Annotated in this window: 25 protein-coding genes; 3 read left to right on the plus strand and 22 right to left on the minus strand. The window is 65.6% G+C overall.

Annotated elements, in window-relative coordinates; all coding sequences use genetic code 11:
• Window positions 1-35 precede the first annotated feature (35 nt).
• The 10 genes from rfaD to cmk form a co-directional block, all read right to left on the minus strand.
• Window positions 36-1,031 carry an ADP-glyceromanno-heptose 6-epimerase gene (rfaD, locus tag PSEMAI1_RS0115590; protein ID WP_024303762.1) on the minus strand — a complete coding sequence of 332 codons (996 nt, stop codon included), beginning with the start codon at window positions 1,029-1,031 and terminating at the stop codon, window positions 36-38.
• A gap of 26 nt (window positions 1,032-1,057) precedes the next feature.
• Window positions 1,058-1,633, minus strand: coding sequence for a DUF924 family protein (locus PSEMAI1_RS0115595; protein WP_024303763.1), 576 nt, complete (start codon window positions 1,631-1,633; stop codon window positions 1,058-1,060).
• A 23-nt stretch (window positions 1,634-1,656) separates the two neighbouring features.
• Complete coding sequence (gene rfaE1, locus PSEMAI1_RS0115600) at window positions 1,657-2,625, minus strand: D-glycero-beta-D-manno-heptose-7-phosphate kinase (RefSeq protein ID WP_024303764.1); 969 nt, start codon at window positions 2,623-2,625, stop codon at window positions 1,657-1,659.
• 3 nt (window positions 2,626-2,628) lie between these two features.
• Entirely contained in the window at window positions 2,629-3,948 is a 1,320-nt protein-coding gene (locus PSEMAI1_RS0115605) for a UDP-glucose/GDP-mannose dehydrogenase family protein (protein WP_024303765.1), read from the minus strand.
• Window positions 3,945-4,691, minus strand: coding sequence for an orotidine-5'-phosphate decarboxylase (gene pyrF / locus PSEMAI1_RS0115610; protein WP_024303766.1), 747 nt, complete (start codon window positions 4,689-4,691; stop codon window positions 3,945-3,947). Before pyrF ends, PSEMAI1_RS0115605 begins: the two co-directional genes overlap by 4 nt.
• Before the next feature lie 87 nt (window positions 4,692-4,778).
• Window positions 4,779-5,939, minus strand: a complete 1,161-nt coding sequence (lapB, locus tag PSEMAI1_RS0115615; RefSeq protein ID WP_024303767.1) for a lipopolysaccharide assembly protein LapB — start codon at window positions 5,937-5,939, stop codon at window positions 4,779-4,781.
• Between the two features lie 71 nt (window positions 5,940-6,010).
• On the minus strand, window positions 6,011-6,304 hold the full coding sequence (locus tag PSEMAI1_RS0115620; RefSeq protein ID WP_024303768.1) for a lipopolysaccharide assembly LapA domain-containing protein: 294 nt from the start codon (window positions 6,302-6,304) through the stop codon (window positions 6,011-6,013).
• A gap of 130 nt (window positions 6,305-6,434) precedes the next feature.
• Window positions 6,435-6,749: an integration host factor subunit beta gene (locus tag PSEMAI1_RS0115625; RefSeq protein ID WP_024303769.1), complete on the minus strand. Its 315-nt coding sequence runs from the start codon at window positions 6,747-6,749 to the stop codon at window positions 6,435-6,437.
• Between the two features lie 7 nt (window positions 6,750-6,756).
• Window positions 6,757-8,460: a 30S ribosomal protein S1 gene (gene rpsA / locus PSEMAI1_RS0115630; RefSeq protein ID WP_029770766.1), complete on the minus strand. Its 1,704-nt coding sequence runs from the start codon at window positions 8,458-8,460 to the stop codon at window positions 6,757-6,759.
• Between the two features lie 90 nt (window positions 8,461-8,550).
• Complete coding sequence (gene cmk, locus PSEMAI1_RS0115635) at window positions 8,551-9,219, minus strand: (d)CMP kinase (RefSeq protein ID WP_024303771.1); 669 nt, start codon at window positions 9,217-9,219, stop codon at window positions 8,551-8,553.
• A 217-nt stretch (window positions 9,220-9,436) separates the two neighbouring features.
• Between cmk and aroA the strand changes: the two genes are divergently transcribed.
• Both aroA and PSEMAI1_RS0115645 read left to right on the plus strand, forming a co-directional pair.
• Complete coding sequence (aroA, locus tag PSEMAI1_RS0115640) at window positions 9,437-10,726, plus strand: 3-phosphoshikimate 1-carboxyvinyltransferase (RefSeq protein ID WP_024303772.1); 1,290 nt, start codon at window positions 9,437-9,439, stop codon at window positions 10,724-10,726.
• Window positions 10,727-10,852: 126 nt separating this feature from the next.
• Window positions 10,853-11,281 (plus strand): nucleoside triphosphate pyrophosphohydrolase family protein, encoded by a 429-nt coding sequence (locus PSEMAI1_RS0115645; RefSeq protein WP_024303773.1) that lies wholly within the window; start codon window positions 10,853-10,855, stop codon window positions 11,279-11,281.
• On the opposite strand, the gene PSEMAI1_RS0115650 is transcribed toward PSEMAI1_RS0115645, so the two are convergent.
• Together PSEMAI1_RS0115650 and PSEMAI1_RS0115655 are read right to left on the minus strand one after the other, a co-directional pair.
• Entirely contained in the window at window positions 11,278-11,724 is a 447-nt protein-coding gene (locus PSEMAI1_RS0115650; protein WP_024303774.1) for a YaiI/YqxD family protein, read from the minus strand. The genes PSEMAI1_RS0115645 and PSEMAI1_RS0115650 overlap by 4 nt on opposite strands.
• 20 nt (window positions 11,725-11,744) lie before the next feature.
• On the minus strand, window positions 11,745-12,629 hold the full coding sequence (locus tag PSEMAI1_RS0115655; protein ID WP_024303775.1) for a prephenate dehydrogenase/arogenate dehydrogenase family protein: 885 nt from the start codon (window positions 12,627-12,629) through the stop codon (window positions 11,745-11,747).
• A gap of 405 nt (window positions 12,630-13,034) precedes the next feature.
• Between PSEMAI1_RS0115655 and PSEMAI1_RS0115660 the strand changes: the two genes are divergently transcribed.
• Window positions 13,035-13,337 (plus strand): DUF4936 family protein, encoded by a 303-nt coding sequence (locus PSEMAI1_RS0115660; RefSeq protein WP_024303776.1) that lies wholly within the window; start codon window positions 13,035-13,037, stop codon window positions 13,335-13,337.
• Window positions 13,338-13,477: 140 nt separating this feature from the next.
• Here the strand turns inward: PSEMAI1_RS0115660 and pabC are convergent, their stop codons facing one another.
• The 10 genes from pabC to PSEMAI1_RS0115710 form a co-directional block, all read right to left on the minus strand.
• Window positions 13,478-14,290: an aminodeoxychorismate lyase gene (gene pabC, locus PSEMAI1_RS0115665; RefSeq protein ID WP_024303777.1), complete on the minus strand. Its 813-nt coding sequence runs from the start codon at window positions 14,288-14,290 to the stop codon at window positions 13,478-13,480.
• Window positions 14,290-15,585 (minus strand): aminodeoxychorismate synthase component I, encoded by a 1,296-nt coding sequence (locus tag PSEMAI1_RS0115670; protein ID WP_024303778.1) that lies wholly within the window; start codon window positions 15,583-15,585, stop codon window positions 14,290-14,292. Before PSEMAI1_RS0115670 ends, pabC begins: the two co-directional genes overlap by 1 nt.
• 100 nt (window positions 15,586-15,685) lie before the next feature.
• On the minus strand, window positions 15,686-16,927 hold the full coding sequence (gene fabF / locus PSEMAI1_RS0115675) for a beta-ketoacyl-ACP synthase II (RefSeq protein WP_024303779.1): 1,242 nt from the start codon (window positions 16,925-16,927) through the stop codon (window positions 15,686-15,688).
• A 178-nt stretch (window positions 16,928-17,105) separates the two neighbouring features.
• Entirely contained in the window at window positions 17,106-17,345 is a 240-nt protein-coding gene (acpP, locus tag PSEMAI1_RS0115680) for an acyl carrier protein (protein WP_024303780.1), read from the minus strand.
• Window positions 17,346-17,454: 109 nt separating this feature from the next.
• Window positions 17,455-18,192: a 3-oxoacyl-ACP reductase FabG gene (gene fabG / locus PSEMAI1_RS0115685; protein WP_024303781.1), complete on the minus strand. Its 738-nt coding sequence runs from the start codon at window positions 18,190-18,192 to the stop codon at window positions 17,455-17,457.
• An 81-nt stretch (window positions 18,193-18,273) separates the two neighbouring features.
• Window positions 18,274-19,203, minus strand: a complete 930-nt coding sequence (fabD, locus tag PSEMAI1_RS0115690; RefSeq protein ID WP_024303782.1) for an ACP S-malonyltransferase — start codon at window positions 19,201-19,203, stop codon at window positions 18,274-18,276.
• 108 nt (window positions 19,204-19,311) lie between these two features.
• Window positions 19,312-20,271 (minus strand): beta-ketoacyl-ACP synthase III, encoded by a 960-nt coding sequence (locus tag PSEMAI1_RS0115695; protein ID WP_024303783.1) that lies wholly within the window; start codon window positions 20,269-20,271, stop codon window positions 19,312-19,314.
• 5 nt (window positions 20,272-20,276) lie between these two features.
• Entirely contained in the window at window positions 20,277-21,314 is a 1,038-nt protein-coding gene (gene plsX / locus PSEMAI1_RS0115700) for a phosphate acyltransferase PlsX (RefSeq protein ID WP_024303784.1), read from the minus strand.
• 67 nt (window positions 21,315-21,381) lie between these two features.
• Entirely contained in the window at window positions 21,382-21,561 is a 180-nt protein-coding gene (gene rpmF / locus PSEMAI1_RS0115705) for a 50S ribosomal protein L32 (RefSeq protein WP_024303785.1), read from the minus strand.
• 47 nt (window positions 21,562-21,608) lie between these two features.
• A complete protein-coding gene (locus PSEMAI1_RS0115710; RefSeq protein ID WP_024303786.1) occupies window positions 21,609-22,112 on the minus strand; it encodes a DUF177 domain-containing protein in 504 nt (167 codons plus the stop codon).
• Between the last annotated feature and the right edge of the window lie 6 nt (window positions 22,113-22,118).

Here is a 22,118-nt window from a genome sequence, read left to right on the forward strand (position 1 = left end):
AACAGCCCGCAATGCGGGCTGTTTGTCTTTGGTTCTCAGCGAGTCATCAGCCAGTCGACGTATCGATCCACCCCCTGCTCCACCGACAGCATCGGCTCGCCGTAGCCGGCCTCGCGCAGCTTGCCGATATCGGCCTGGGTGAAGCTTTGGTACTTGCCCTTGAGCGCGTCCGGGAACGGGATGTACTCGAGAATGCCCTGCTCCACCAGTTCCGCCAGGCTCAGCGCCGGCTTGCCCTCGTGGCGGCGGCAGGCGTTGACGGTGGCCACCGCCACGTCGTTGAACGGCTGCGCCCGGCCGGACCCCAGGTTGAAGATGCCGGAGAGTTCCGGATGATCGAGGAAGTACAGGTTGACCTTGACCACATCTTCCACCGACACGAAGTCGCGGCTCTGGCAGCCGTCGCCCCAGCCATCCCAGCCGCCGAACAGTTTGACCTTGCCGGTCTCGCGGTACTGGTTGAAGTTGTGGAACGCCACCGACGCCATGCGCCCCTTGTGCTGCTCACGCGGGCCGTAGACGTTGAAGTAGCGGAAGCCGGCCACCTGCGCGGTCAGGCCTTCCTTCATGCGCTGGCGCAGCACCTGGTCGAACAGGAACTTGGAATAGCCGTAGACGTTGAGCGGCCCCTCGAACTCGCGCTCCTCCTTGAAGGTGCTGCCGCCGCCGTACACCGCCGCGCTGGAGGCGTAGAGGAACTGGATCTCCTCGCTCTGGCAATAGTCGAGCAGGGCCAGCGTGTACTGATAGTTGTTGTCCATCATGTACTTGCCGTCATGGTTCATGGTGTCGGAGCAGGCGCCCTCGTGCACGATGGCCATCAGCTCGCCGTCGTATTCGCCGTCCAGCAGCAGGTCGAGGAATTCGTGCTTGTCGAGGTAGTGGCTGATCTCGCAGTCCACCAGATTGCGGAACTTGTCGCCGGAGGTCAGATTGTCCACCGCGATGATGTCGGTGATGCCGCGGCCGTTGAGCGCCTTGACGATGTTGGAGCCGATGAAGCCAGCGGCGCCGGTAACGACGATGGTCATGATGTAGTCCTTTTCAGACGAATTCTCTAGAAGGAGGAACCGGGTTCCGCGAGGAACGCCGCTTCTTCCGCGGTGCTTTCCCGTCCCAAGGCGGCGTTGCGGTGGGGAAAGCGCCCGAAACGTTCGATCACCGCGCGGTGACGGTGGGCGTAGTCGATCACGTTCTCCTGGCCGGGATAGCCGGCCAGCGTGGCAAACCGGCGTACCGCCTCGTCCTGGTCGGCAAGGCTCTCGCTATGCTCGAACGGCAGGTAGACGAACCAGCGCGCCACCGGCGGCAGCTGGGCGTCGAGCCCGGCCGCGAGCGCCCGCTTGGCGACCTCGCGCGCCCGCGCATCGCAAGCGAAGGCGCGCGCCGTGCCGCGAAACAGGTTGCGCGGAAACTGGTCGGCGACGATCAGCCAGGCCAGCGTGGCGCGGGCGTCGCCCAGATCGGGCGACAGCTCGCCCGCTGCGAGCGCCTCGACCAGCGTCCGGAAGCGCTTGCGGATCGTGTCGTCGAACTGCGGATCCTTGCGGAACCAGGCGCTCCGTTCGCCCCCCAGGCTCGCGTCGTCGATGCCGCCAAACCAGAATGACAGCACCTCTTCGTGCCACAGCATGGCGCGTCCCCTTTGCTGCCCGATTACAGCGCGAACAATTCCGGCTGGGTGCACACCGCGGTACCCAGCTTGCCGACCACGATCCCGGCGGCGGCGTTGGCGAGCGACATCGCCAGCGGCAGTTCCAGCCCGGCGGCCAGCGCCAGCCCCAGCGTGCCGATCACGGTGTCACCCGCGCCGGACACGTCGTACACTTCGCGCGCCAGCGTCGGCTGGTGCACCACGCCCTGCGGACGGTACAACGTCATGCCCTCCTCGCTGCGCGTCACCAGCAAGGCGTCGAGATCGAGCTCGGCGCGCAGCGCCTCGGCCTTGGCAGTCAGTTGCTCTTCGCTCTGCCAGCTGCCGGCCACCTGCTTGAACTCGCTGCGGTTCGGCGTCAGCAGCGTGGCGCCGGCGTACTTGCTGTAATCGTCGCCCTTAGGGTCGATCAACACCGGCTTGCCGGCGGCGCGCGCCAGTTCGACCATGCGCGTGACGTGGGTCAGGCCGCCCTTGCCGTAGTCGGACAGGATCACCACGTCGTGCTCGGCAACGATGGCGGCGTACTCGTCCAGCTTGTCGGCCAGGATCTCGTGGCTCGGCGCGTCTTCGAAGTCGAGCCGGATCAGCTGCTGCTGGCGTGCCACCACGCGCAGCTTGATGGTGGTGGAGATGCCGGCATCGCGCTTGAACGAGGTGGCGATGCCGTCGGCGTCCATCAGCCGCTCCAGCGCGCTGGCCGCTTCGTCGTCACCGACCACCGACAGGATGGTGGCCCTGCCGCCCAGACCGGCGATGTTGCGCGCCACGTTGGCGGCGCCACCGGCGCGTTCTTCCATGCGGCCGATCTTGGCCACCGGCACCGGCGCCTCCGGCGAGATGCGCGATACATCGCCGAACCAGTAGCGGTCGAGCATCACATCGCCCACCACCAGCACGCGCGCGTCGGCCAGCGTGTCGGCCAGCTTGGCCGGTTCCAGTCCCAGGGTCTGCAACAGTCCTGTCGTCATGTGTTACCTCCCGATCGCCTGGTAATCGAAGCCCTGCGCCCGCAGCCAGGCCGGATCGTACATATTGCGCCCGTCGATGATCACCGGCGTCTTGAGCGCTCGGCGGATCGCCTCGAAGTCGGGGGCGCGGAACATCTTCCACTCGGTGACGATCAGCAAGGCGTCGGCATCGGCGAGCGGACTCATCATGTCCTCGGCAAAGCTCAGGCGCGGGTTGCCGCCCATCACCCGGCGCGCCTCCTCGGCGGCGATCGGGTCGTACGCCACCACCTCGGCGCCACGGCGCGTCAGCTCGGCCACGATCACCCGCGACGGTGCCTCGCGCATGTCGTCGGTGTTGGGCTTGAACGCCAGGCCCCACAGCGCGAAACGGCGGCCGGACAGGTCCTCGCCGAAACGCGCCACGGCCTTCTCCACCAGGCGCAGCTTCTGCGCGTCGTTGGCGGCCTCGACCGCGTCCAGCACACGCAGCGTGTGGCCGTTGGCCTTGCCGCTGCTGATCAGCGCCTTGACATCCTTGGGGAAGCACGAGCCGCCGTAACCGGCGCCCGGGTACAGGAAGTGGTAGCCGATGCGCGGGTCGGAACCGATGCCGCGGCGCACCAGCTCGATGTCGGCGCCCAGCGTCTCGGCCAGGTTGGCCAGCTCGTTCATGAACGAGATGCGCGTCGCCAGCATGGCGTTGGCGGCGTACTTGGTCAGCTCGGCGCTACGCACGTCCATGAACAGGATGCGCTCGTGGTTGCGCTGGAACGGTGCGTACAGCCGGCGCATCATCTCGACGGCGCGCTCGTCCTCGGCGCCGACCACGATGCGGTCGGGCTTCATGAAGTCCTCGATCGCCGCGCCTTCCTTGAGGAATTCCGGGTTGGAGACCACGCTGTAGTCGATGTGGGCGTCGCGCTCGGCCAGCACTTCGGCGATCGCCGCCTTGACCTTGTCGGCGGTGCCGACCGGCACCGTGGACTTGTCGACGATGACCTTGTAGCCGTCCATGTGGCGGCCGATGTTGCGGGCGGCGGCCAGCACATACTGCAGGTCGGCCGAACCGTCCTCGTCCGGCGGGGTGCCGACGGCGATGAACTGGATGTCGCCGAAGGCGACCGACTCGGCCACGTCGGTGGTAAAGGAGAGACGGCCGGCCGCCACGTTGCGGCGGACCATCTCGTCCAGCCCCGGTTCGTAGATGGGGATGCCGCCGGCCTGCAGCAGCGCGATCTTGGCCGGATCGACGTCGAGGCAGCACACCTCGTTGCCGACTTCGGCGAGGCAGGTGCCGGTGACCAGGCCGACATAGCCCGATCCGATTACGGTGATTTTCATGCTTGGGTCGTCCGGAATTGAGCGATATCCTGGTTGATCTGGCGCAGCACATCCAGCGGTTCGGCGGCCTTGGTGATCGGGCGGCCGATCACCAGGTAGTCCGCCCCCGCGGCCAGCGCGGCGGTCGGCGTCATCACCCGGCGCTGATCGTCGGCGGCGCTATCCGGCAGGCGGATGCCCGGTGTGACCAGCTTGAACTCGGCACCCAGTTCACCCTTGAGCAGGCTCGCCTCCTGGGCCGAACACACCACGCCATCCAGCCCGCTGTCGCGGGTCAGCCGCGCCAGGCGCAGCACCTGTTCCTGCGGCGGCACGGTGATGCCGATTTCGGCCAGATCGGATGCTTCCATGCTGGTCAGCACGGTGACGGCGATCAACAGCGGGCGCTGGCTGTACTGCTCCAGTGCCTCGCGCGCGGCACTCATCATGCGCCGCCCACCCGAGGCGTGCACGTTGACCATCCACACCCCCGCTTCGGCGGCCATCTTGCAGGCATGCGCCACGGTGTTGGGGATATCGTGGAACTTGAGGTCGAGAAACACCTGGAAGCCACGTGCGGTGAGACTCTCCACCAGCGCGCGGCCGGAGGCGGTAAACAGCTCCTTGCCAACCTTGACGCGGCATTCGGCCGGATCGAGGCGGGCGGCGAAGGCCAGCGCGCTGTTGGCGTCGGCGAAATCCAGCGCGACGATGACCGGGGACGTAGGGGCCCCCGACAGGTTGGCCGAAACCAGAGGATTCATACAGACTCCTGAAACGATTTAAAGCCCGTAGCAACAGGCGAGCGAACCAAAGCGGTCATGCCGGCACGCCGCCCAAGGCACAGGCGCTTAGTGAATCTCCGAGCGGTTGGGGGTAAAGCTCTCCCACTCGCCGCAGGCCGGGCAATGCCAGAAGAAGGCGCGCGAACGGAAATTGCAGCATTTGCAACGATGCACGGTCAGCCGCTGGGCGTGCTTGAACACCAAGGCGCGGATGACTTCGGCGTCGAGGCGCCCTTCCGGCGTCAGCCCGTCCATCTGCGACTCGATCAGCCGGTACACCCCGTTCAGGCTGGGGCGCGCATGTACCGCTTCGCGCGCCGCTTCCAGCGCGCGGGCCTCGCCCTCGTAGGTAGCGACCTTCTGGTACAGCAAGTCGGTCAGCTCCAATTGCGGGAAGGTTTTCTGGTAGCCGCGCAACAGCGCGATCCCTTCGCCCGGCTTGCCGAGCTTCTCGTAGGCGTCGAACAGCCGCTCGGCGGCCATCGACAGGTATTCGAAGTTCTGCTTCTCGATGCCCTGCCAGGCGGCGATGGCCTCTTCCAGCCGGCCTTCGGCGAACTCGATGTCGCCCAGGATCAGACTGGCACGCACGCATTTACGGTTGGCCGCCAGCGCCTCGACGACGTGGCGTCGTGCCTCGGCATAGTTGGACTTGTACAACTCGCCCTGAGCCAGCTCGCAGTGGTATTGCGCCACCTCGTGCTGGTAAGAATGGGCGTCGCTGCGCAATTCCCTGGCCGTGGCGATGGCCTTTTCCCAGTCGCGGTCCTGCTGGTAGATATCGAGCAGTTGGCGGCGCGCCGCCAGGCCCATGTTGCCATCCAACAGCTTGAGCAGGATTTCCTCGGCACGGTCGACCAGCCCAGCCTTGCGGAAGTCCTGCGCCAGTTCGAAGCGCACCGCGTCACGCTGTTCCGACGGCAGGTCGGTCGATTCCAGCATCTGCTGGTGCAGCCGGATGGCGCGGTCGTTCTCGCCGCGCTTGCGGTAGAGCTTGCCCAGGGTCAGCGGCAGCTCCTGCACCGCCGGTTGTTGCCGGGCCACTTCGGCCAAGGCCTTGACCGCCCCGCCGCTGTCCTCTTCCACCAGCGCATCCAGGCCGCGGAAGAATCCGGCCGGCACTTCCTTGGCCTGCCTCAGCACCGAGCGCATGTCGACGCGCGCCGCCAGCCAGCCCAGCGCAAAAAAGGCGGGGAACAGCAGCAACCACCACAGATCGAGCTCCAAGGCCATCCTTTCACTTCAACGACAAAAATACCGCTGCCGCCCGGAAGGGCGGCAGCTGGCAAAGGCAAACATCAATCGGCCAACGCGTCACTGGGGTCGTGGACCACTCGCGGTGACGGCGGCCGGTTGCGCAATTCTTTTTTCAGCAGCGACAGCTGGCGGCGCAGGCGCAGGTAGTAGGACAAGGTTGCCAGCAGACCGACAGCTGCGCCGGCAATGAAGAACACCAGCAGAAACACGATCAGCGGCGCGCTCCAGACCTGTCCGAAGAACAGCTTGAAATCGACCGGATGGCTGTTTTGCACCGTCACGGCGATCAAGAGCACCAACAGGACAAGTTCGATGATACGCAGCACGTAGCGCATGGTTTCTCGCGAGATAAAGTGAGCCGGAGTGCAAGTTTAAACGATTGGCTGACACAACCCAAGCCGCCAAGAAAAAAGCGCCGCAGGCAGCGGCGCTTTGCTTGAGCGGTAAGGCGGCAAGGGCAGGCACTCAGACCTGCTCCTGGGCAAGCAGCGCGAGGTCGACCCGTTCGCGCAGTTCCTTGCCCGCCTTGAAATGCGGCACAAACTTCTCAGGAACCGAGACGCTGCTACCCGACTTGGGGTTGCGCCCGACCCGCGGCGGACGGTAGTTCAGATCGAAACTGCCGAAACCGCGGATCTCGATGCGCTGCCCGCTGGCCAGGCTGCCGGCCATCGCGTCCAGAATGGTCTTGACGGCCAGCTCAGCATCCTTGTAGACCAACTGAGAATTGCGCTCGGCAAGACGTTCCGCCAGCCTGGCAATCAGCTCAGATTTGGTCATGATGCCATTACTCAGCGTTGTTGCCCGAAGACAGCTTGGCTTTCAGCAGGGCGCCCAGGCTGGTGGTACCAGCGCTGACGTTGGCGTCGCTGGCAGCCAGGGAGCGCAGGGCAGCGCCTTCTTCCTGGGCATCCTTGGCCTTGATGGACAGGCTGATGTTGCGGCTCTTGCGATCGATGGCGATGATCACGGCCTCAACTTCGTCACCTTCCTTCAGGTGGGTGCGGATGTCTTCCACGCGGTCGCGGGAAACTTCGGAAGCGCGCAGGTAGCCTTCGACGTCACCGTCCAGCTGAATCACGGCGCCCTTGGCGTCCAGCGACTTCACGGTACCCTTGACCAGAGCGCCCTTGTCGTTCATGGCAACGTAGTTGTTGAACGGATCGCCTTCGAGCTGCTTGATGCCCAGGGAGATACGCTCTTTTTCCACGTCGATGGACAGCACGACGGCTTCAACCTCGTCACCCTTCTTGAACTTGCGCACGGCTTCTTCGCCAGCTTCGCTCCAGGACAGGTCGGACAGGTGAACCAGGCCGTCGATGCCGCCCGGCAGACCGACGAACACGCCGAAGTCGGTGATCGACTTGATGGCGCCGACCAGCTTGTCGCCCTTCTTGTAGGTCGCAGCGAAATCGTCCCACGGGTTGGCCATGCACTGCTTCATGCCGAGGCTGATACGGCGGCGGTCTTCGTCGATCTCGAGGATCATGACTTCGACTTCGTCGCCAACCTGAACCACCTTGGACGGGTGTACGTTCTTGTTGGTCCAGTCCATTTCGGACACGTGCACCAGACCTTCGATGCCCTGTTCGATTTCAACGAACGCACCGTAGTCGGTCAGGTTGGTCACCTTGCCGAACAGGCGGGTACCGGACGGGTAGCGGCGGGACAGACCCACCCACGGATCGTCGCCCAGCTGCTTGAGGCCCAGCGAAACGCGGTTCTTTTCCTGGTCGAACTTGAGGACCTTGGCTTCGACTTCGTCGCCCACGGCCAGCACCTCGGACGGGTGCTTGACGCGGCGCCAGGCCAGGTCGGTGATGTGCAGCAGGCCGTCGATGCCGCCCAGGTCAACGAACGCACCGTAGTCGGTGATGTTCTTGACGATACCCTTGACCACGGCGCCTTCGCACAGGGTTTCCAGCAGAGCCTTGCGCTCTTCGCCCAGGGTTTCTTCCAGCACGGCGCGGCGGGATACCACCACGTTGTTGCGCTTGCGGTCCAGCTTGATGACCTTGAATTCGACTTGCTTGCCTTCGTACGGGGTGGTGTCTTTCACCGGACGTACGTCAACCAGGGAGCCCGGCAGGAAGGCGCGGATGCCGTTGACCATAACGGTCAGACCACCCTTGACCTTGCCGCTGATCAGGCCGGACATGATGGTGCCGGCTTCCAGGGCTTCTTCCAGCTCGATCCAAGCGGCCAGGCGCTTGGCTTTTTCGCGCGACAGCTTGGTTTCGCCGAAGCCGTTTTCCAGGGCGTCGATGGCCACGGTAACGAAATCGCCGATGGCGACTTCGACTTCGCCCTTGTCGTTCTTGAACTCGTCGACGCTGATCAGGGACTCGGATTTGAGGCCGGCGTTGACGGTTACGAAGTTGGAATCAACGGCAACGACTTCGGCCGTGATCACTTCGCCTACGCGCATGTCGTGAAGGGTGAGGCTTTCTTCGAACAGCTGGGCGAAGTTTTCCATAGCGAGGGTAGTCATTAAGATTACTCACACGTGCATGCCTTGCGGCATGCGGGTTAGTGGTTGAGATAAGGTCTTTGCACCGTGGCAAAGACGGGGCCAAAAAAATCAGAGGCCGGAGACCTGTCGCTCCTTGAACCACCGCACGACTGCATCGACTGCTTGGTCGATCGTCAGCTCCGTGGTATCAAGCAGTTTGGCATCCGGCTCTTGTCGCAGGGGGGCGACCGTTCGGGCGGCATCGCGCGCGTCGCGATCGACTATGTCCTGCTTAATCTTTTGGAGGTTAGCAGATTCCCCCTTGTCGATCAACTGCTTATAGCGCCGGCGGGCACGCTCGTCGGCGCTGGCGGTCAGGAAAACCTTGAGCGTGGCGGTCGGGAACACCACCGAGCCCATGTCGCGGCCGTCGGTGACCAGGCCGGGCGCCAGGCGGAAGGCGCGCTGGCGTTCGAGCAAGGCCGCGCGCACCGCCGGCAGCGCGCCGACGCGCGAGGCGCCCATGCCGACGTCCTCGCCGCGGATGGCGTCGCCGGCATCCTCGCCCTCGAGCCAGACCGTGCCGTCGGAAAACTCAGCCGGCAGGTGGCGAGCCGCCTCGGCCAGCGCCGCCTCGTCGTCCAGGGCAATGCCGCGGCGTAGAGCGAGCAGGGCCACCAGCCGGTAGAGCGAGCCGGAATCGAGATAGTGGAAGCCGAGCTGGGCGGCCACCAGCGCGGCCACGGTACCCTTGCCGGAGGCGGAGGGTCCGTCGATGGTGATGACGGGTACGGTCATGTCGAGAAAAACCTGAGCTGATAAGGCCGGCCGAAGCGGACCTGAAAAAAGGGTTTATTCTAGCGCAGCCGACACCCGGCCGGGGCGCTGGCACGACACGAAGAGCGCAACGGTTTGCCTAGACCGTGGCGGCGCGGGTACAGTGGAGTGCAAAACATGGCATGCCCCCGCGGCAATGCCGCGATGACCCAGACCGAACCGTTCAAGAATCCGACCCATGGAACAGCTGCATCTTTCGCCCTCCCCCCGCCTGTCCGGCACCATCCGCCTGCCCGGCTCCAAGAGCATTTCCAACCGCACCCTGCTGCTGGCCGCACTGGCCGAGGGCAAGACGCTGGTGCGCGAGCTGCTCGACTCCGACGACATCCGCTACATGCTGGGCGCACTGCGGCTGTTGGGTGTCGGCATCGAGCAGGTCGGCGATAGCCGCGACTTCGTGGTGCACGGCGTGGGCGGCGCGTTTCCGGTGAAACAGGCCGAGCTGTTCCTCGGCAACGCCGGCACCGCCTTCCGTCCGCTGACCGCGGCGCTGGCGCTGATGCAGGGCGAGTACCAGCTCTCGGGCGTTGCGCGCATGCACGAGCGCCCGATCGGCGACCTGGTCGATGCCCTGCGGGTGGCCGGCGCCGACATCCGCTACCTCGGCAACGAAGGCTTCCCGCCGCTGGCCATCTCCCCGGCGACGATTGACGCCGGCCGGGTGATCCCGGTCAAGGGCAACGTCTCCAGCCAGTTCCTCACCGCGCTGCTGATGGCGCTGCCGCTGACCGGCGAGGCGGTGACCATCGAGGTAGTCGGCGAGCTGATTTCCAAACCCTATATCGAGATCACCCTCAATCTGATGGCGCGCTTCGGCGTCACCGTCGAGCGCCAGGGCTGGCAGCGCTTCACCATCGCCGCCGGGCAGAGCTACCTCTCGCCGGGCGAGATCCACGTCGAGGGCGACGCCTCCAGCGCCTCGTATTTCCTCGCCGCCGGGGCCATCGCCGGCGGGCCGGTGCGGGTGGAGGGTGTCGGCCGCGACAGCATCCAGGGCGACGTGAAGTTCGCCGACACGCTGCGCGAGATGGGGGCCGTCATCAGCATGGGCGACAACTGGATCGAAGCCAGCGCCCCGGCGGACGGCCTCAAGGCGCTCGACGTCGACCTCAACCACATCCCCGATGCCGCGATGACCATCGCCGTGGCGGCGCTGGCGGCCGACGGCACCACCACCATCCGCAACGTGGAAAGCTGGCGCGTCAAGGAAACCGACCGCCTGTCCGCCATGGCCACCGAACTGCGCAAGGTCGGCGCCACGGTGGAGGAAGGCCGCGACTACATCCGCATCATCCCGCCGGCCGCGCTGACGCCCAACGCCGAGATCGACACCTACGACGACCACCGCATGGCGATGTGCTTCTCGCTGGTGGCGCTGATGGGCACGCCGGTGGTGATCAACGATCCCAAGTGCGTCGCCAAGACCTTCCCCGACTACTTCGAGGTACTGGCCTCGCTGACACGCTGAGTGCCCGATCCCCCGATGCGGAAAGCGCCCGGATTCCGGGCGCTTTTTTTACGTCATAACAGCACATGTTGTTATCAACCATCAAATCGATGACAATATGTTGATCAAAATTGTCCAGCCCGCACCATGACCGACTTCTTCTCCCTGCGCCGCGAATTCATGCAGCGCTTCGATCTGACCCCGCCCGAACAGCCCACGCCGCGGCCGGAAGACCTGGCGCTGTGGGAAACCATGCTGCGCGAGGAATTGGCCGAGTTCTGGCAGGCGCTCGCCGAGTACCGGGCCCTGGACGGCGCGGACGAGGAGGAACGCATCCGACGCATGGCCGAGCTCGCCGCCGAAGGGGTGGATGTGATGAACGTGATGACCGGGCTGCTGCTGTCGCAGGGGCTGCCGGTGGCCGAGATGGCACGGGAAATCCACGCCGCCAACCTGCGCAAATGTGTCGACGGCCAAGTGCGGCGGCGTGCCGACGGCAAGATCTTGAAGCCGGACGGCTGGCAGCCGGCCGACAAGGAAGGGGTGATCCGCGCCGCGTTGCCCACCGGGCGCTAGCGGCGCTTCACCAGCAGCCGGTCGAGCTGGGCGGCGAAGGCCTGTCGCTCGCGCTGACCGAAGGCCGCCGGCCCGCCGGTCACGATGCCGCTATCACGCAGCTCGGTCATGAAATTACGCAGCGCCAGCGCCTCACGGATGCTGGCGTCACTGTACAACTCGCCGCGCGGGTTGAGCGCCAACGCTCCGCGCTCGACGACCTGGGCCGCCAAAGGAATGTCCGCCGTCACCACCAGATCGCCGACCTGCACCTGCTGCGCGATGTAGTTGTCAGCCACGTCGAATCCGGACGGCACCTGCACCGCGCGGATATGTGGCGATGGCGGCGTGGCCAACGCCCGGTTGGCCACCAGTACCAGTGGCGTAGCGGTCCGGTCTGCGGCGCGGTACAGGATGTCCTTGATCACCGCCGGACAGGCATCGGCATCCACCCAGATCGTCATGATCTTTCCTCCAGCACAGCCTAACCCTGGCGCACGAAGCGCTGGTTCCACGCCACGCGCGCCGCGCGCGCCGTGTCGAACACCTCGGCCAGCCCCTCGCCGTCCCCCGCCGCGAGCAGGGCCTGCAGCCGGTCGAGCGCCGCACGATAAGCATCGAGCTCCATCAGCAGCGCGTCGCGGTTGGCCAGGCTGATGTCGCGCCACATTTCCGGGTGGCTGCCGGCGATGCGGGTGAAGTCGCGGAAACCGGTAGCGGCGAAGTCGAAGCAGCGCGCGGCGTCGTCCTTGCCGGCGATCATGTCGACGTAGGCGAAGGCCAAGAGGTGCGGCAGGTGGCTGACCGCAGCGAATACGGCGTCATGCTCGGCCGCGCTCATCACGTGCACCTTGGCGCCGCAGGCCTGCCACAAGCGGCTCACCTGTTCGCTGGCGTCGGCGCTGGTTTCGGCCAGCGGCGTCAGCACCACCTTGCGGTTCTCGTACAGGCCGTACTGGGCGGCGGTGGCGCCGGACAGGTCGGAACCGGCGATCGGATGCGCCGGCACGCAGCGCGCCAGCTGGTTCGGCAGGTGCTGGCGGAACAGCGCAACCACGTCGCTCTTGGTGCTGCCGGCGTCGGTGACGATCGTGTGCGCCGGCAGGGTGTCGGCCATGGCCGCCAGCAGCGCGCCCATCTGCCCGACCGGCGTGGCCAGCAGCACCATGTCGGCCTGCTGTACCGCCGCGCCCGGATCCTGGCTGATCTCGTCGACCACCCCCAGCTGCAGCGCGCGCTGCAGGTTGTCCAGCGTGCGGCCGACGCCGATCACGCGCTCGACCAGGCCGGCGCGCTTGAGCGCCAGCGCGAAAGAGCCGCCGATCAGACCGACTCCGACCACCACCAAGGTCCTGATGCCTTGCTGCACCGTTTTTCCCCTTCAACCCGGCAAGGCCACCCCGGCAGGCCGGCGCGGCGCATGAACTATCGGAAGAGCCTGTTCAAGGTCTTTTTTCGACTGCGCTGGCCCGGCAAATGGCCAGATGCTAGGCGGACGGCGCAGACCTTAGTCATTCTAAGGTCAAGACGTCCAACACCGCAGCTGGCTGTTTGCCGGGCCAGCCCTTCGGGGCCGGGTACTGCCAGCGCATCGCGTTGTCGTTCGTCCCTGGCAGTGAATGACACTGCGGCGGGACTCTCTTCTCGCGCTGCATCCGGCAGAACCCGGCCGCAGCCGCAAAAAGACCTTGAACAGGCTCTAAAGGGTCTATCATAAGCGATTTTGCGGCACGGCTGCCGGCCCGTAGCCGATCCACTGCACAGGGAGAACACGATGACACATGCGCTGTACCTGTACTACAAGGTGGCCGGCTTCGACGCCGACCTGCACCGGCGTCTCTTGGCGCTGCAGCAGGAACTGGGCGCCCGCTGCGGGGTGACGGCGCGGCTGCTGCGCCGACGCGACGATCCGTCCACCTGGATGGAAGTGTACGAGGGCATCGTCGATGACACGGCGTTCGCCGCCGCGCTGGTCGAGGCGGAGCAGCGCCACGGCATCAGCGCGCTGGTCGGTGCGCGCCATGCCGAGTGGTTTCAGCCGTTCGATGGGGTGGATGGCACGCTGGAGAGAAGCTGACGGATCTCTGCGTAATGCGGCAAGTTTCGACGACCTGCCACGGGCACCCTAAGCGCCGCGGCCTGCAAGCCAGCCCCCCCCCCCCCCCCCCGGAAGAGTGCTCAATGCGGTGAAATGACCGCGGCTAGCCGCTCCGCCACTCAACTGGCCACGGCAAGACGTGCGGCCAGCGCTCGCAGGATTTCCGGTATCTGCCAGGTCCGCCCGTCCAGCCGTACCACCGGCCACAGTCCGATCAGGCTGTTGCAGAGAAAAACCGCCTCGGCGCTGTCGAGATCGTCCAGCGTCAGGCGCGCCTCGCGTACCACCAGGCCGAGCGCCGGGGCGTTGTCGAACACCCAGGCGCGCAGCGCGCCGGCCACGCCACTGCGATCGAGCAAGGGGGTAACGAGTTCTCCGCCTCGCAGCTGGAACAGATTGCTCATGGTGCCCTCGACCAGATAGCCCTCGCTGTCGAGCAGCAGCCCCTCGTGGATGGCCGGATCGCTCCACTCGGAACGCGCCAGCACGTTCTCCAGCCGGTTGAGGTGCTTGATGCCGGCCAGCCGCGGCTGCAGCCCCAGGCGCAGCTCGCACAGACGCACCGTCACCCCCTGCTCGGCCAGCTCGGTCGGATAGCCGGCCCAGGCGTTGGCCGAGACGATGCGCGTCGGCACCGCATCAGCCGGCATGGCGTAGCCGCGCCGACCGGCACCGCGCGTCAGCACGATCTTGGCCACGGCGCGCTCGAGGCCGGCCGCAGCCTGCTCCAATTCAGCCAGGACCAGACACTCATCCGGCAACGGCAGGCACAGTCGCACGCAATCGTCGGCCAGCCTCTGCCATTGCCAGCGCCACAAACGCGGGCGGCCAGCGACCAGTTCCAGCGTGCGATAGACACCGTCGCCATAAGCGAGGCCGCGGTCCAGCGCCGAGACCTGCTCGCCCGGCACACCGTCGATCAGCACCGTCATCAGGCTTGCTCCACCCCGAGCGCACGCAACAGGCCGCGTGCCTTGTGGCGCGTCTCCTGCAGTTCGCGCTCGGGATCGGAATCCGCCACGATGCCGCCGCCGGCGCGGAAGCGCAGTTGCTGGCCCTCCTGCATGAAGGTGCGAATCAGGATATTCAGGTCCATGCTGCCATCGCGGTTCAGGTAGCCCAGGCTGCCGGTGTAGGCACGGCGCGCACCGGCCTCCAGCTCACGGATGATCTGCATGGTGCGCACCTTGGGGCAGCCGGTGATGGTGCCGCCGGGGAACAGCGCGCGGAACACGTCGACCGGCGCCACCTCGGGGCGCAGTTTGCCGCGCACGTTCGATTCGATGTGGTGCACGTAGGCGTAGCTTTCCACCGCCATCAGCTCGTTGACTTCCACCGTGCCGGGCTGGCTGATGCGGCCCAAGTCATTGCGTTCGAGGTCGATCAGCATGACGTGCTCGGCGCGTTCCTTGGTGCTGGAAATCAGGCGCTGCTTCAGCGCCGCGTCCTCGACCGGATCGGGCGAGCGCGGATGGGTGCCGGCGATCGGCCGCGTCTCGGCCCAGCCGTCCTTGACCCGTACCAGCCGCTCCGGCGACGAGCTGACGATCTGGGCAGCGCCAAAGTCGGCCAGCGCCGAGAACGGCGCCGGGTTGGCGCAGCGCAGCGCGGCGAACAGGTCGGCGGCGCGCACCCCGTCCGCCAGCGTGGCACGCCAGCCGCGCGAGATGTTGACCTGGAACACGTCGCCTTCGAGGATGTAGCGCTTGAGGCGCACCACCGCGTCGGTATACCAGGACGGGTCACCCTCGCTGAGATGCTGCAAGGCCACCGGGCGCGGCGTGAACGGCTCCGCCGCCGCCATCTTGGCGCGCAAGGCCTGCAAGCCTTCGGCACTTTCGGCCACCAGCCAGCCTTGCTGCGTGGCGCGGTCGATCAGCACGGCGGCCGGCACGCGCGCCAGCGCCGCCAGCGGGAAGCTGTCCGGCACGCCGGTGGGCACGCTGGGCTCGAACTCCGACAGCAGGTCGTAGCCGAGGAACACGAACCAGCCGCCGACGAAGGGCAGGCCGTGCGGATTGACCACCGGCTGCGGGGTGATGGCGCGCACCGCGTCGAGGAACGCGCCGCCCTCGCCGTCGTAAAACAGCCGGGTCTCTCCCGGCAGGGCAAACAGCATATCCCAGCCCTGCTCGCCGGAGGACATCAGCAGGTAGGGGAAATGCGCCCGATCGGCGGCGTGCAAGGCCAGGAGATCGGGGGAAAAGTCGAGTCGTTCGGTAAACATGACCGGTCCTGGGCCCGCGTCGGGTCGACGCGGGCCGAAAAAGAAAAACCGCTGCGAGTGTAACGCAGCGGTTTTGACTGTCAATCGAAGCTCAGAGCGCTCAGACGCGCTTGAAGACCAGCGTGCCGTTGGTGCCGCCGAAGCCGAACGAGTTGGAGATCGCCACGCGGATCGGCATCTCGCGCGCGGTGTTGGCGACGTAGTCCAGATCGCAACCGCCTTCGATATCCTGCTCGAACAGGTTGATGGTCGGCGGCGACACCTGGTGGTGCAGCGCCAGCACCGAGTACACCGCCTCGACGCCGCCGGCGCCGCCCAGCAGGTGGCCGGTCATCGACTTGGTCGAGTTCACCACCAGCTTCTTGGCGTGGTCGCCGAAGGCGATCTTCAGCGCGGTGGTCTCGTTGGCATCACCCAACGGGGTGGAGGTACCGTGCGCGTTGACGTAATCCACCTCGTCCGGATTGATGCCGGCGTCGCGCAGGGCGTTCTTCACGCCGCGTGCCGGACCGTCGCTGTTCGGCGCGGTGATGTGGTACGCATCCGAGCTCATGCCGAAGCCGACCAGCTCGGCGTAGATGGTGGCGCCGCGCTTCTTGGCGTGTTCGTACTCTTCCAGTACCAGCACGCCGGCGCCCTCGCCCATCACGAAGCCGTCGCGGCCCTTGTCCCACGGGCGGGACGAGGAGGCCGGATCGTCGTTGCGCGTCGACAACGCCTTCATCGCGGCAAAGCCGCCGATGCCCAGGCGCGAGATGGCGCCTTCGGCGCCGCCGGCCACCATCACGTCGACGTCGCCGTACTGGATCAGGCGCGCCGCGTCACCGATGCAGTGCGCGCCGGTGGTGCAGGCCGAAACGATGCCGTAGGTCGGTCCCTGGTAGCCCTTCATGATCGACACGTGGCCGGCGATCAGGTTGACCAGCGAACCGGGAATGAAGAACGGGCCGATCTTGCGCGGGCCACCTTCCATCAACGCCACGCCGGTCTCCTCGATCAGCGGCAAGCCGCCGATGCCGGAACCGATGTTGACGCCGACACGGGTCTTGTCGAGGTCGGGAATGTCCTCGAGCCCGGCGTCGGCGATCGCCTGGAACGCCGCGGCGATGCCGTAATGGATGAACACGTCCATGCGGCGCGCGTCTTTCGGCGAAATATAGTCGCCGATATTGAAATCTTTCACTTCGCCGGCGATCTGGCACGCCAGGTCGCTGGCATCGAAGCGGGTGATGGTGCCGATGCCGGACTTGCCGGCCAGCAGGTTGGCCCAGCCGGACGCAACATCGTTGCCCACCGGGGACACATGGCCAAGGCCGGTTACTACTACTCTACGTTTGGTCACGGGGCTTTCTCCGCAAAGGCAGGGAGGGCGTTCTCCCGATTGTTTCGAAACGGCCGCACCCAGGTCAGACAAAACCGGGGCGCACACAGGCACCCGTTTCGAAGCCGCCAACAAAAAGGACCTCTGCTGCGAGCGCCAGGCGCTATCGGGCAGAGGTCCCTGGGTACAGCAAAAAGAATTACTTGTTCAGATGAGCGTTGACGAAGTCAATCGCTTGCTGAACGGTGGTGATCTTCTCGGCTTCTTCATCCGGAATTTCGCACTCGAACTCTTCTTCCAGAGCCATCACCAGTTCAACGGTATCCAGGGAGTCAGCGCCCAGATCGTCGACGAAGGAAGACTCGGTTTTCACTTCGGCTTCGTTCACGCCCAGTTGCTCGGCAACGATCTTCTTGACGCGCTGTTCGATGTTTTCCATTTGTATTAACCCTTTACCTTTCTGATTCGGGATAACAAAACCCGAGTATTCTACAAAAAAAATTTAGAGTAGCCTACCTAAATGCTCCAACCGCCCATGAAAGGGAGGTTCAGGGCATCAGCATGCCACCATTTACATGCAAAGTCTGGCCCGTGATATAGGCCGCGCGATCCGACGCCAAAAAGGCCACGGCGTCGGCGATATCCTTGGCATCGCCCAGGCGGCCCAGGGCGATCTGCTGCACCAGCGCCTCGCGCTGCGCTTCCGGCAGGGCGCGGGTCATGTCGGTATCGATGAAGCCCGGCGCCACGCAGTTGACGGTGATGTTGCGGCTGCCCACTTCGCGCGCCATCGACTTGGTGAAGCCCATGATGCCCGCCTTGGCGGCGGCATAGTTGGCCTGGCCGGCGTTGCCCATCGCGCCCACCACCGAAGCGATGTTGACGATGCGGCCCCAGCGCGCCTTCATCATGCCACGCAGCACGGCCTTGGAGGCCTTGAACACCGACTTCAGGTTGGTGTCCATGATGGCGTCCCAGTCTTCGTCCTTCATGCGCATCAACAGGCCATCGCGGGTGATGCCGGCGTTGTTGACCAGGATGGCGATGTCGCCATGCTCCTTGGCGATGGTGTCGACCAGCGCCTCGATGGCGCCTTCCTCACCGACGTTGAGCACCATGCCCACGCCGCCCTGCGCCGCCAGGCGCTCGCCGATCGCGGCGGCACCGCTCTCGGAGGTGGCGGTGCCGATCACCTTGGCACCCTCGGCCGCCAGCGCGTCGGCAATGGCCGCACCGATGCCGCGGGAAGCGCCGGTCACCAGCGCCACTTTACCCTGCAGACTCATCAACTCTCTCCTCGAAATGCCCCGCCGCACATTCCAGACGGCAGCGGGGAAAGTGTCTCTTTTTTACCGCAAACCAGAGGCTTACTGCAGCTCTTGGCGCGCCGCTTCCAGCGCCGCCGCATCGGTCAGCGCCAGGCCCTTGACGTTGCCGTCGATGCGCTTGGCCAAGCCCGCCAGCACCTTGCCCGGACCGCACTCGGCCAGTTGCACGATGCCGTCGGCCGCCATTTTCTGCACCGTCTCGGTCCAGCGCACCGGGCTGTAGAGCTGGCGCACCAGGGCATCGCGGATCTGCGCCGGGTCACTGTAGCTCGCCACGTCCGCGTTGTGCAGCACCGGAATTGCCGGCGCCTTGATCTCCACCTCGGCCAGCGCGGCGGCCAGGCGCTCGGCTGCCGGCTTCATCAGCGCGCAGTGCGACGGCACCGACACCGGCAGCGGCAGCGCGCGCTTGGCGCCCTTGGCCTTGCACAGCTCCATGGCGCGCTCGACGGCGGCCTTGGCGCCGGCGATTACCACCTGGCCCGGCGAGTTGAAGTTGACCGCTTCCACCACCTCACCCTGCGCCGCCTCGGCACACGCCGCGCGGATGTCGTCGTCGGACAGGTTAAGGATGGCGGCCATCGCGCCTTCGCCGGCCGGCACCGCTTCCTGCATCGCCTGGGCACGCAGGCGCACCAGCTTGACCGCGTCGGCAAAGCTCAAAGCCCCGGCGGCGACCAGCGCGCTGTATTCGCCCAGGCTGTGGCCGGCTACCACGGCCGGCTGCGCGCCGCCAACGGCCTGCCAGGCACGCCAGGTGGCGACGCCGGCCGCCAGCATCAGCGGCTGGGTATTGATGGTGGCGTTGATGGCGTCGGCCGATTCGGCCTTGAGCATGGCCCACAGGTCGTCACCGAGCACGGCCGAGGCTTCGTCGAAGGTCTGCTTCACCACCGGCAGGTCGGCAAAGCCATCCATCATGTTGAGGCTTTGCGAGCCCTGGCCCGGGAAAACGAAGGCAAACGACATGGTGAATCTCCCAAGAAAACGTCAGGAACGAGGAACGCCAAGGGGCGCCGTCCCGACGCGCGCGGCGCGTCAACCTCGGGAGGCGCACGCCTTGGCGTGCTTGTGTCATCAGAAGGTGAGCAGTACCGCGCCCCAGGCGAAGCCGCCGCCGATGCCCTCCAGCATCACGGTCTGGCCACGCTTGATGCGGCCGTCGCGCACGGCAACGTCCAGCGCCAGCGGGATCGAGGCGGCAGAGGTGTTGCCCTGCTCGGGCAGCGTCACCACCACGCGCTCCATCGGCAGCCCCAGATGCTTGGCGGTCGATTCGATGATGCGCAGGTTGGCCTGGTGCGGCACCAGCCAGTCGACCCGATCCTTGCTCACGCCGGCCTCGGCCAGGGTCTTCTCGGCGATGTCGGACAGTGCCTTGACGGCGAACTTGAACACCGCCGGGCCATCCATGTTGAGGTAGGGCATGCCCTGGATCTTGCCGCCGGCGATCTGCGCCGGGGTGTTCAGGATGTCCTTGTAGCGCCCGTCCGCCGCCAGCTTGGCGTGCAGGATGCCGGGCTCGTCCGACTCGCCCAGCACCACGGCACCGGCGCCGTCACCGAACAGCACGCAGGTGCGGCGGTCTTCCCAGTCGAGGATGCGCGACATCACCTCGGCCCCGACCACCAGCGCCTTCTTGGCCATGCCGGACTTGATGTAGTTGTTGGCGGTAATCAGCGCGTACATGAAGCCGGCGCACACCGCCTGCACGTCGAACGCGGCGCAGCCGTGCACGCCGAGCTTTTCCTGCAGCAGGCAGGCGGTGCTGGGGAACACCATGTCGGGGGTAGTGGTCGCCACCACGATGAGGTCGATCTCATCGGCTGCGACGCCCGCGTCGGCCAGCGCGGCCCGGGCCGCCTTGAGCGCGAGGTCGCTGGTTTTTTCCTGCTCGTCGGCGATGTGGCGGGCGCGGATACCAGTACGGGAAACGATCCACTCGTCACTGGTGTCGACGCGCTCAGCCAGCATCGCATTCGTAAGCACGGTCGGCGGCAGGTAGCTGCCGGTGCCGAGAATGCGTGAATAGGCCATGTGTCTCAGTTCGCTGCTGCCTCGGATTGCTTGATGTGTTCTAGTTGCTGTGCAACCCGCTCGGCGATGTGAGCAATCACGTTGGAACCGGCCTCCTCGCAAGCCTGTTCCAGCGCGTACCGGAATCCCAGCGCGTCGGTGCCGCCGTGGCTTTTCACCACGATACCGCGCAAGCCCAAGAGGCTCGCGCCGTTGTAGCGGCGGGCATCCACCCGTTTCTTGAAGTGGTTCAGGACCGGCATGGCGGCCAGCGCACACAACCGGGTCCACCAGCTTCGGGTGAATTCTTCGCGCAGGAAGGAGGCAATCATGTGCGCCAGACCCTCGGAGGTCTTCAGCGCCACGTTGCCGGTAAATCCGTCGCAGACTACCACATCCACCGTGCCGCGGTAGATGTCGTTGCCTTCAACGTTGCCGTAAAAATTCAGTTCGGCGTCTTTCAGCAGCTCGGCGGCCTGCTTGACGGTCTCGTTGCCCTTGATGTCTTCGGAGCCGATGTTCAGCAGGCCCACCGTGGGGCTGGCCTTGCCGGACAGGCTGGACACCAGCTCGGAGCCCATGATGCCGAATTGCAGCAGTTGCGCCGGGGTGCAGTCGACATTGGCGCCCAGGTCCAGCATGCAGCTGGTGCCCTTGCTTGTGGGCAACAGCTTGGCGATGGCCGGACGGTCGATGCCGGGAATGGTCTTGAGCACGAAGCGCGCGGTGGCCATCAGCGCACCGGTGTTGCCGGCCGACACGGCCGCCTGCGCCTCGCCTTCCTTGACGAGGTTGATCGCCACCCGCATCGACGAGTCTTTCTTGTTCTTCATGGCCAGCTGCGGCGATTCGTCCATGCCCACCACCTGGGAAGCGTGATGGATGCGCAGACGGTCGCGCGCGACGGCGGCATGCAGCGCCAATTCCGCCTCGAGGGCGGTCTGGTCACCTACAAGAATGAGTCGAGCGTCGGGATGGTCTTGGAGAAACTGGATCGATGCCGGGACGGTGACCTTGAGGCCAACGTCACCGCCCATTGCATCAACCGCTACGGTGATAGTCATCAACGTGTACGGTAGTGAACCTACCTGTTGTTATCTGACAGGTAAAGTTTGTGCGGGGAAAAAGCGATTACTCGCCCTTGGTCTTTACGACTTTGCGGCCACGGTAGAAACCGTTCGGGCTGATGTGGTGACGCAGGTGGGCTTCACCGGTGGTCGGCTCAACGGCCAGCGCCGGGGCGGTCAGGAAATCGTGGGCGCGGTGCATGCCACGCTTGGACGGGGACTTTTTGTTCTGTTGAACGGCCATGGTCAACTCCTAAGAATTTCAAGTAGATTCTATTACACGAATCCGGTTTATTCGGACTTGGTTCCCTTGAGCGCCGCCAGCACCGCGAACGGATTCGGCTTGTCGGCCTTGGCGCGCTCCAGGGCATCCGTACCGCAATCGTCGTGCTTCGGCGACAGCGGCAAGCCCATGATGATTTCGTCTTCGACCAGCCGAACCACGTCCAACTCCGGCTCGGCCATGATGGCGTCGAGCGTTTCGTCGGCCTCGCAGGCCGCCTCGAGCTTCTCCTCGTCGGTGAACAGCGTCACCGAGGAGTCGGTCTTGAGCACATATGGCATGCTGGACAGACAACGCTGGCAGCGCACGGAGATCGTGGCGTCGAGTGTCAGTCTGAGCACGGCACGACGCAAGGCGTCGACATGGCCGGTGAGGGTATAGACTACCTCACCGCCCGTATCGGACAGATCGTCGTGCACGCGCGGATCCAGCGCCGCGATGGCCAGGGTGCCAGTCTGCGAGCGGCCCTCGCGGGCAAACTTCAGCGGATCGATCAAAATCGGTTTAGACATAAACCT

Origin of the sequence: Pseudogulbenkiania sp. MAI-1, assembly GCF_000527175.1 — a bacterium.
In the GTDB taxonomy this organism is placed as follows: Bacteria; Pseudomonadota; Gammaproteobacteria; order Burkholderiales; family Chromobacteriaceae; genus Pseudogulbenkiania.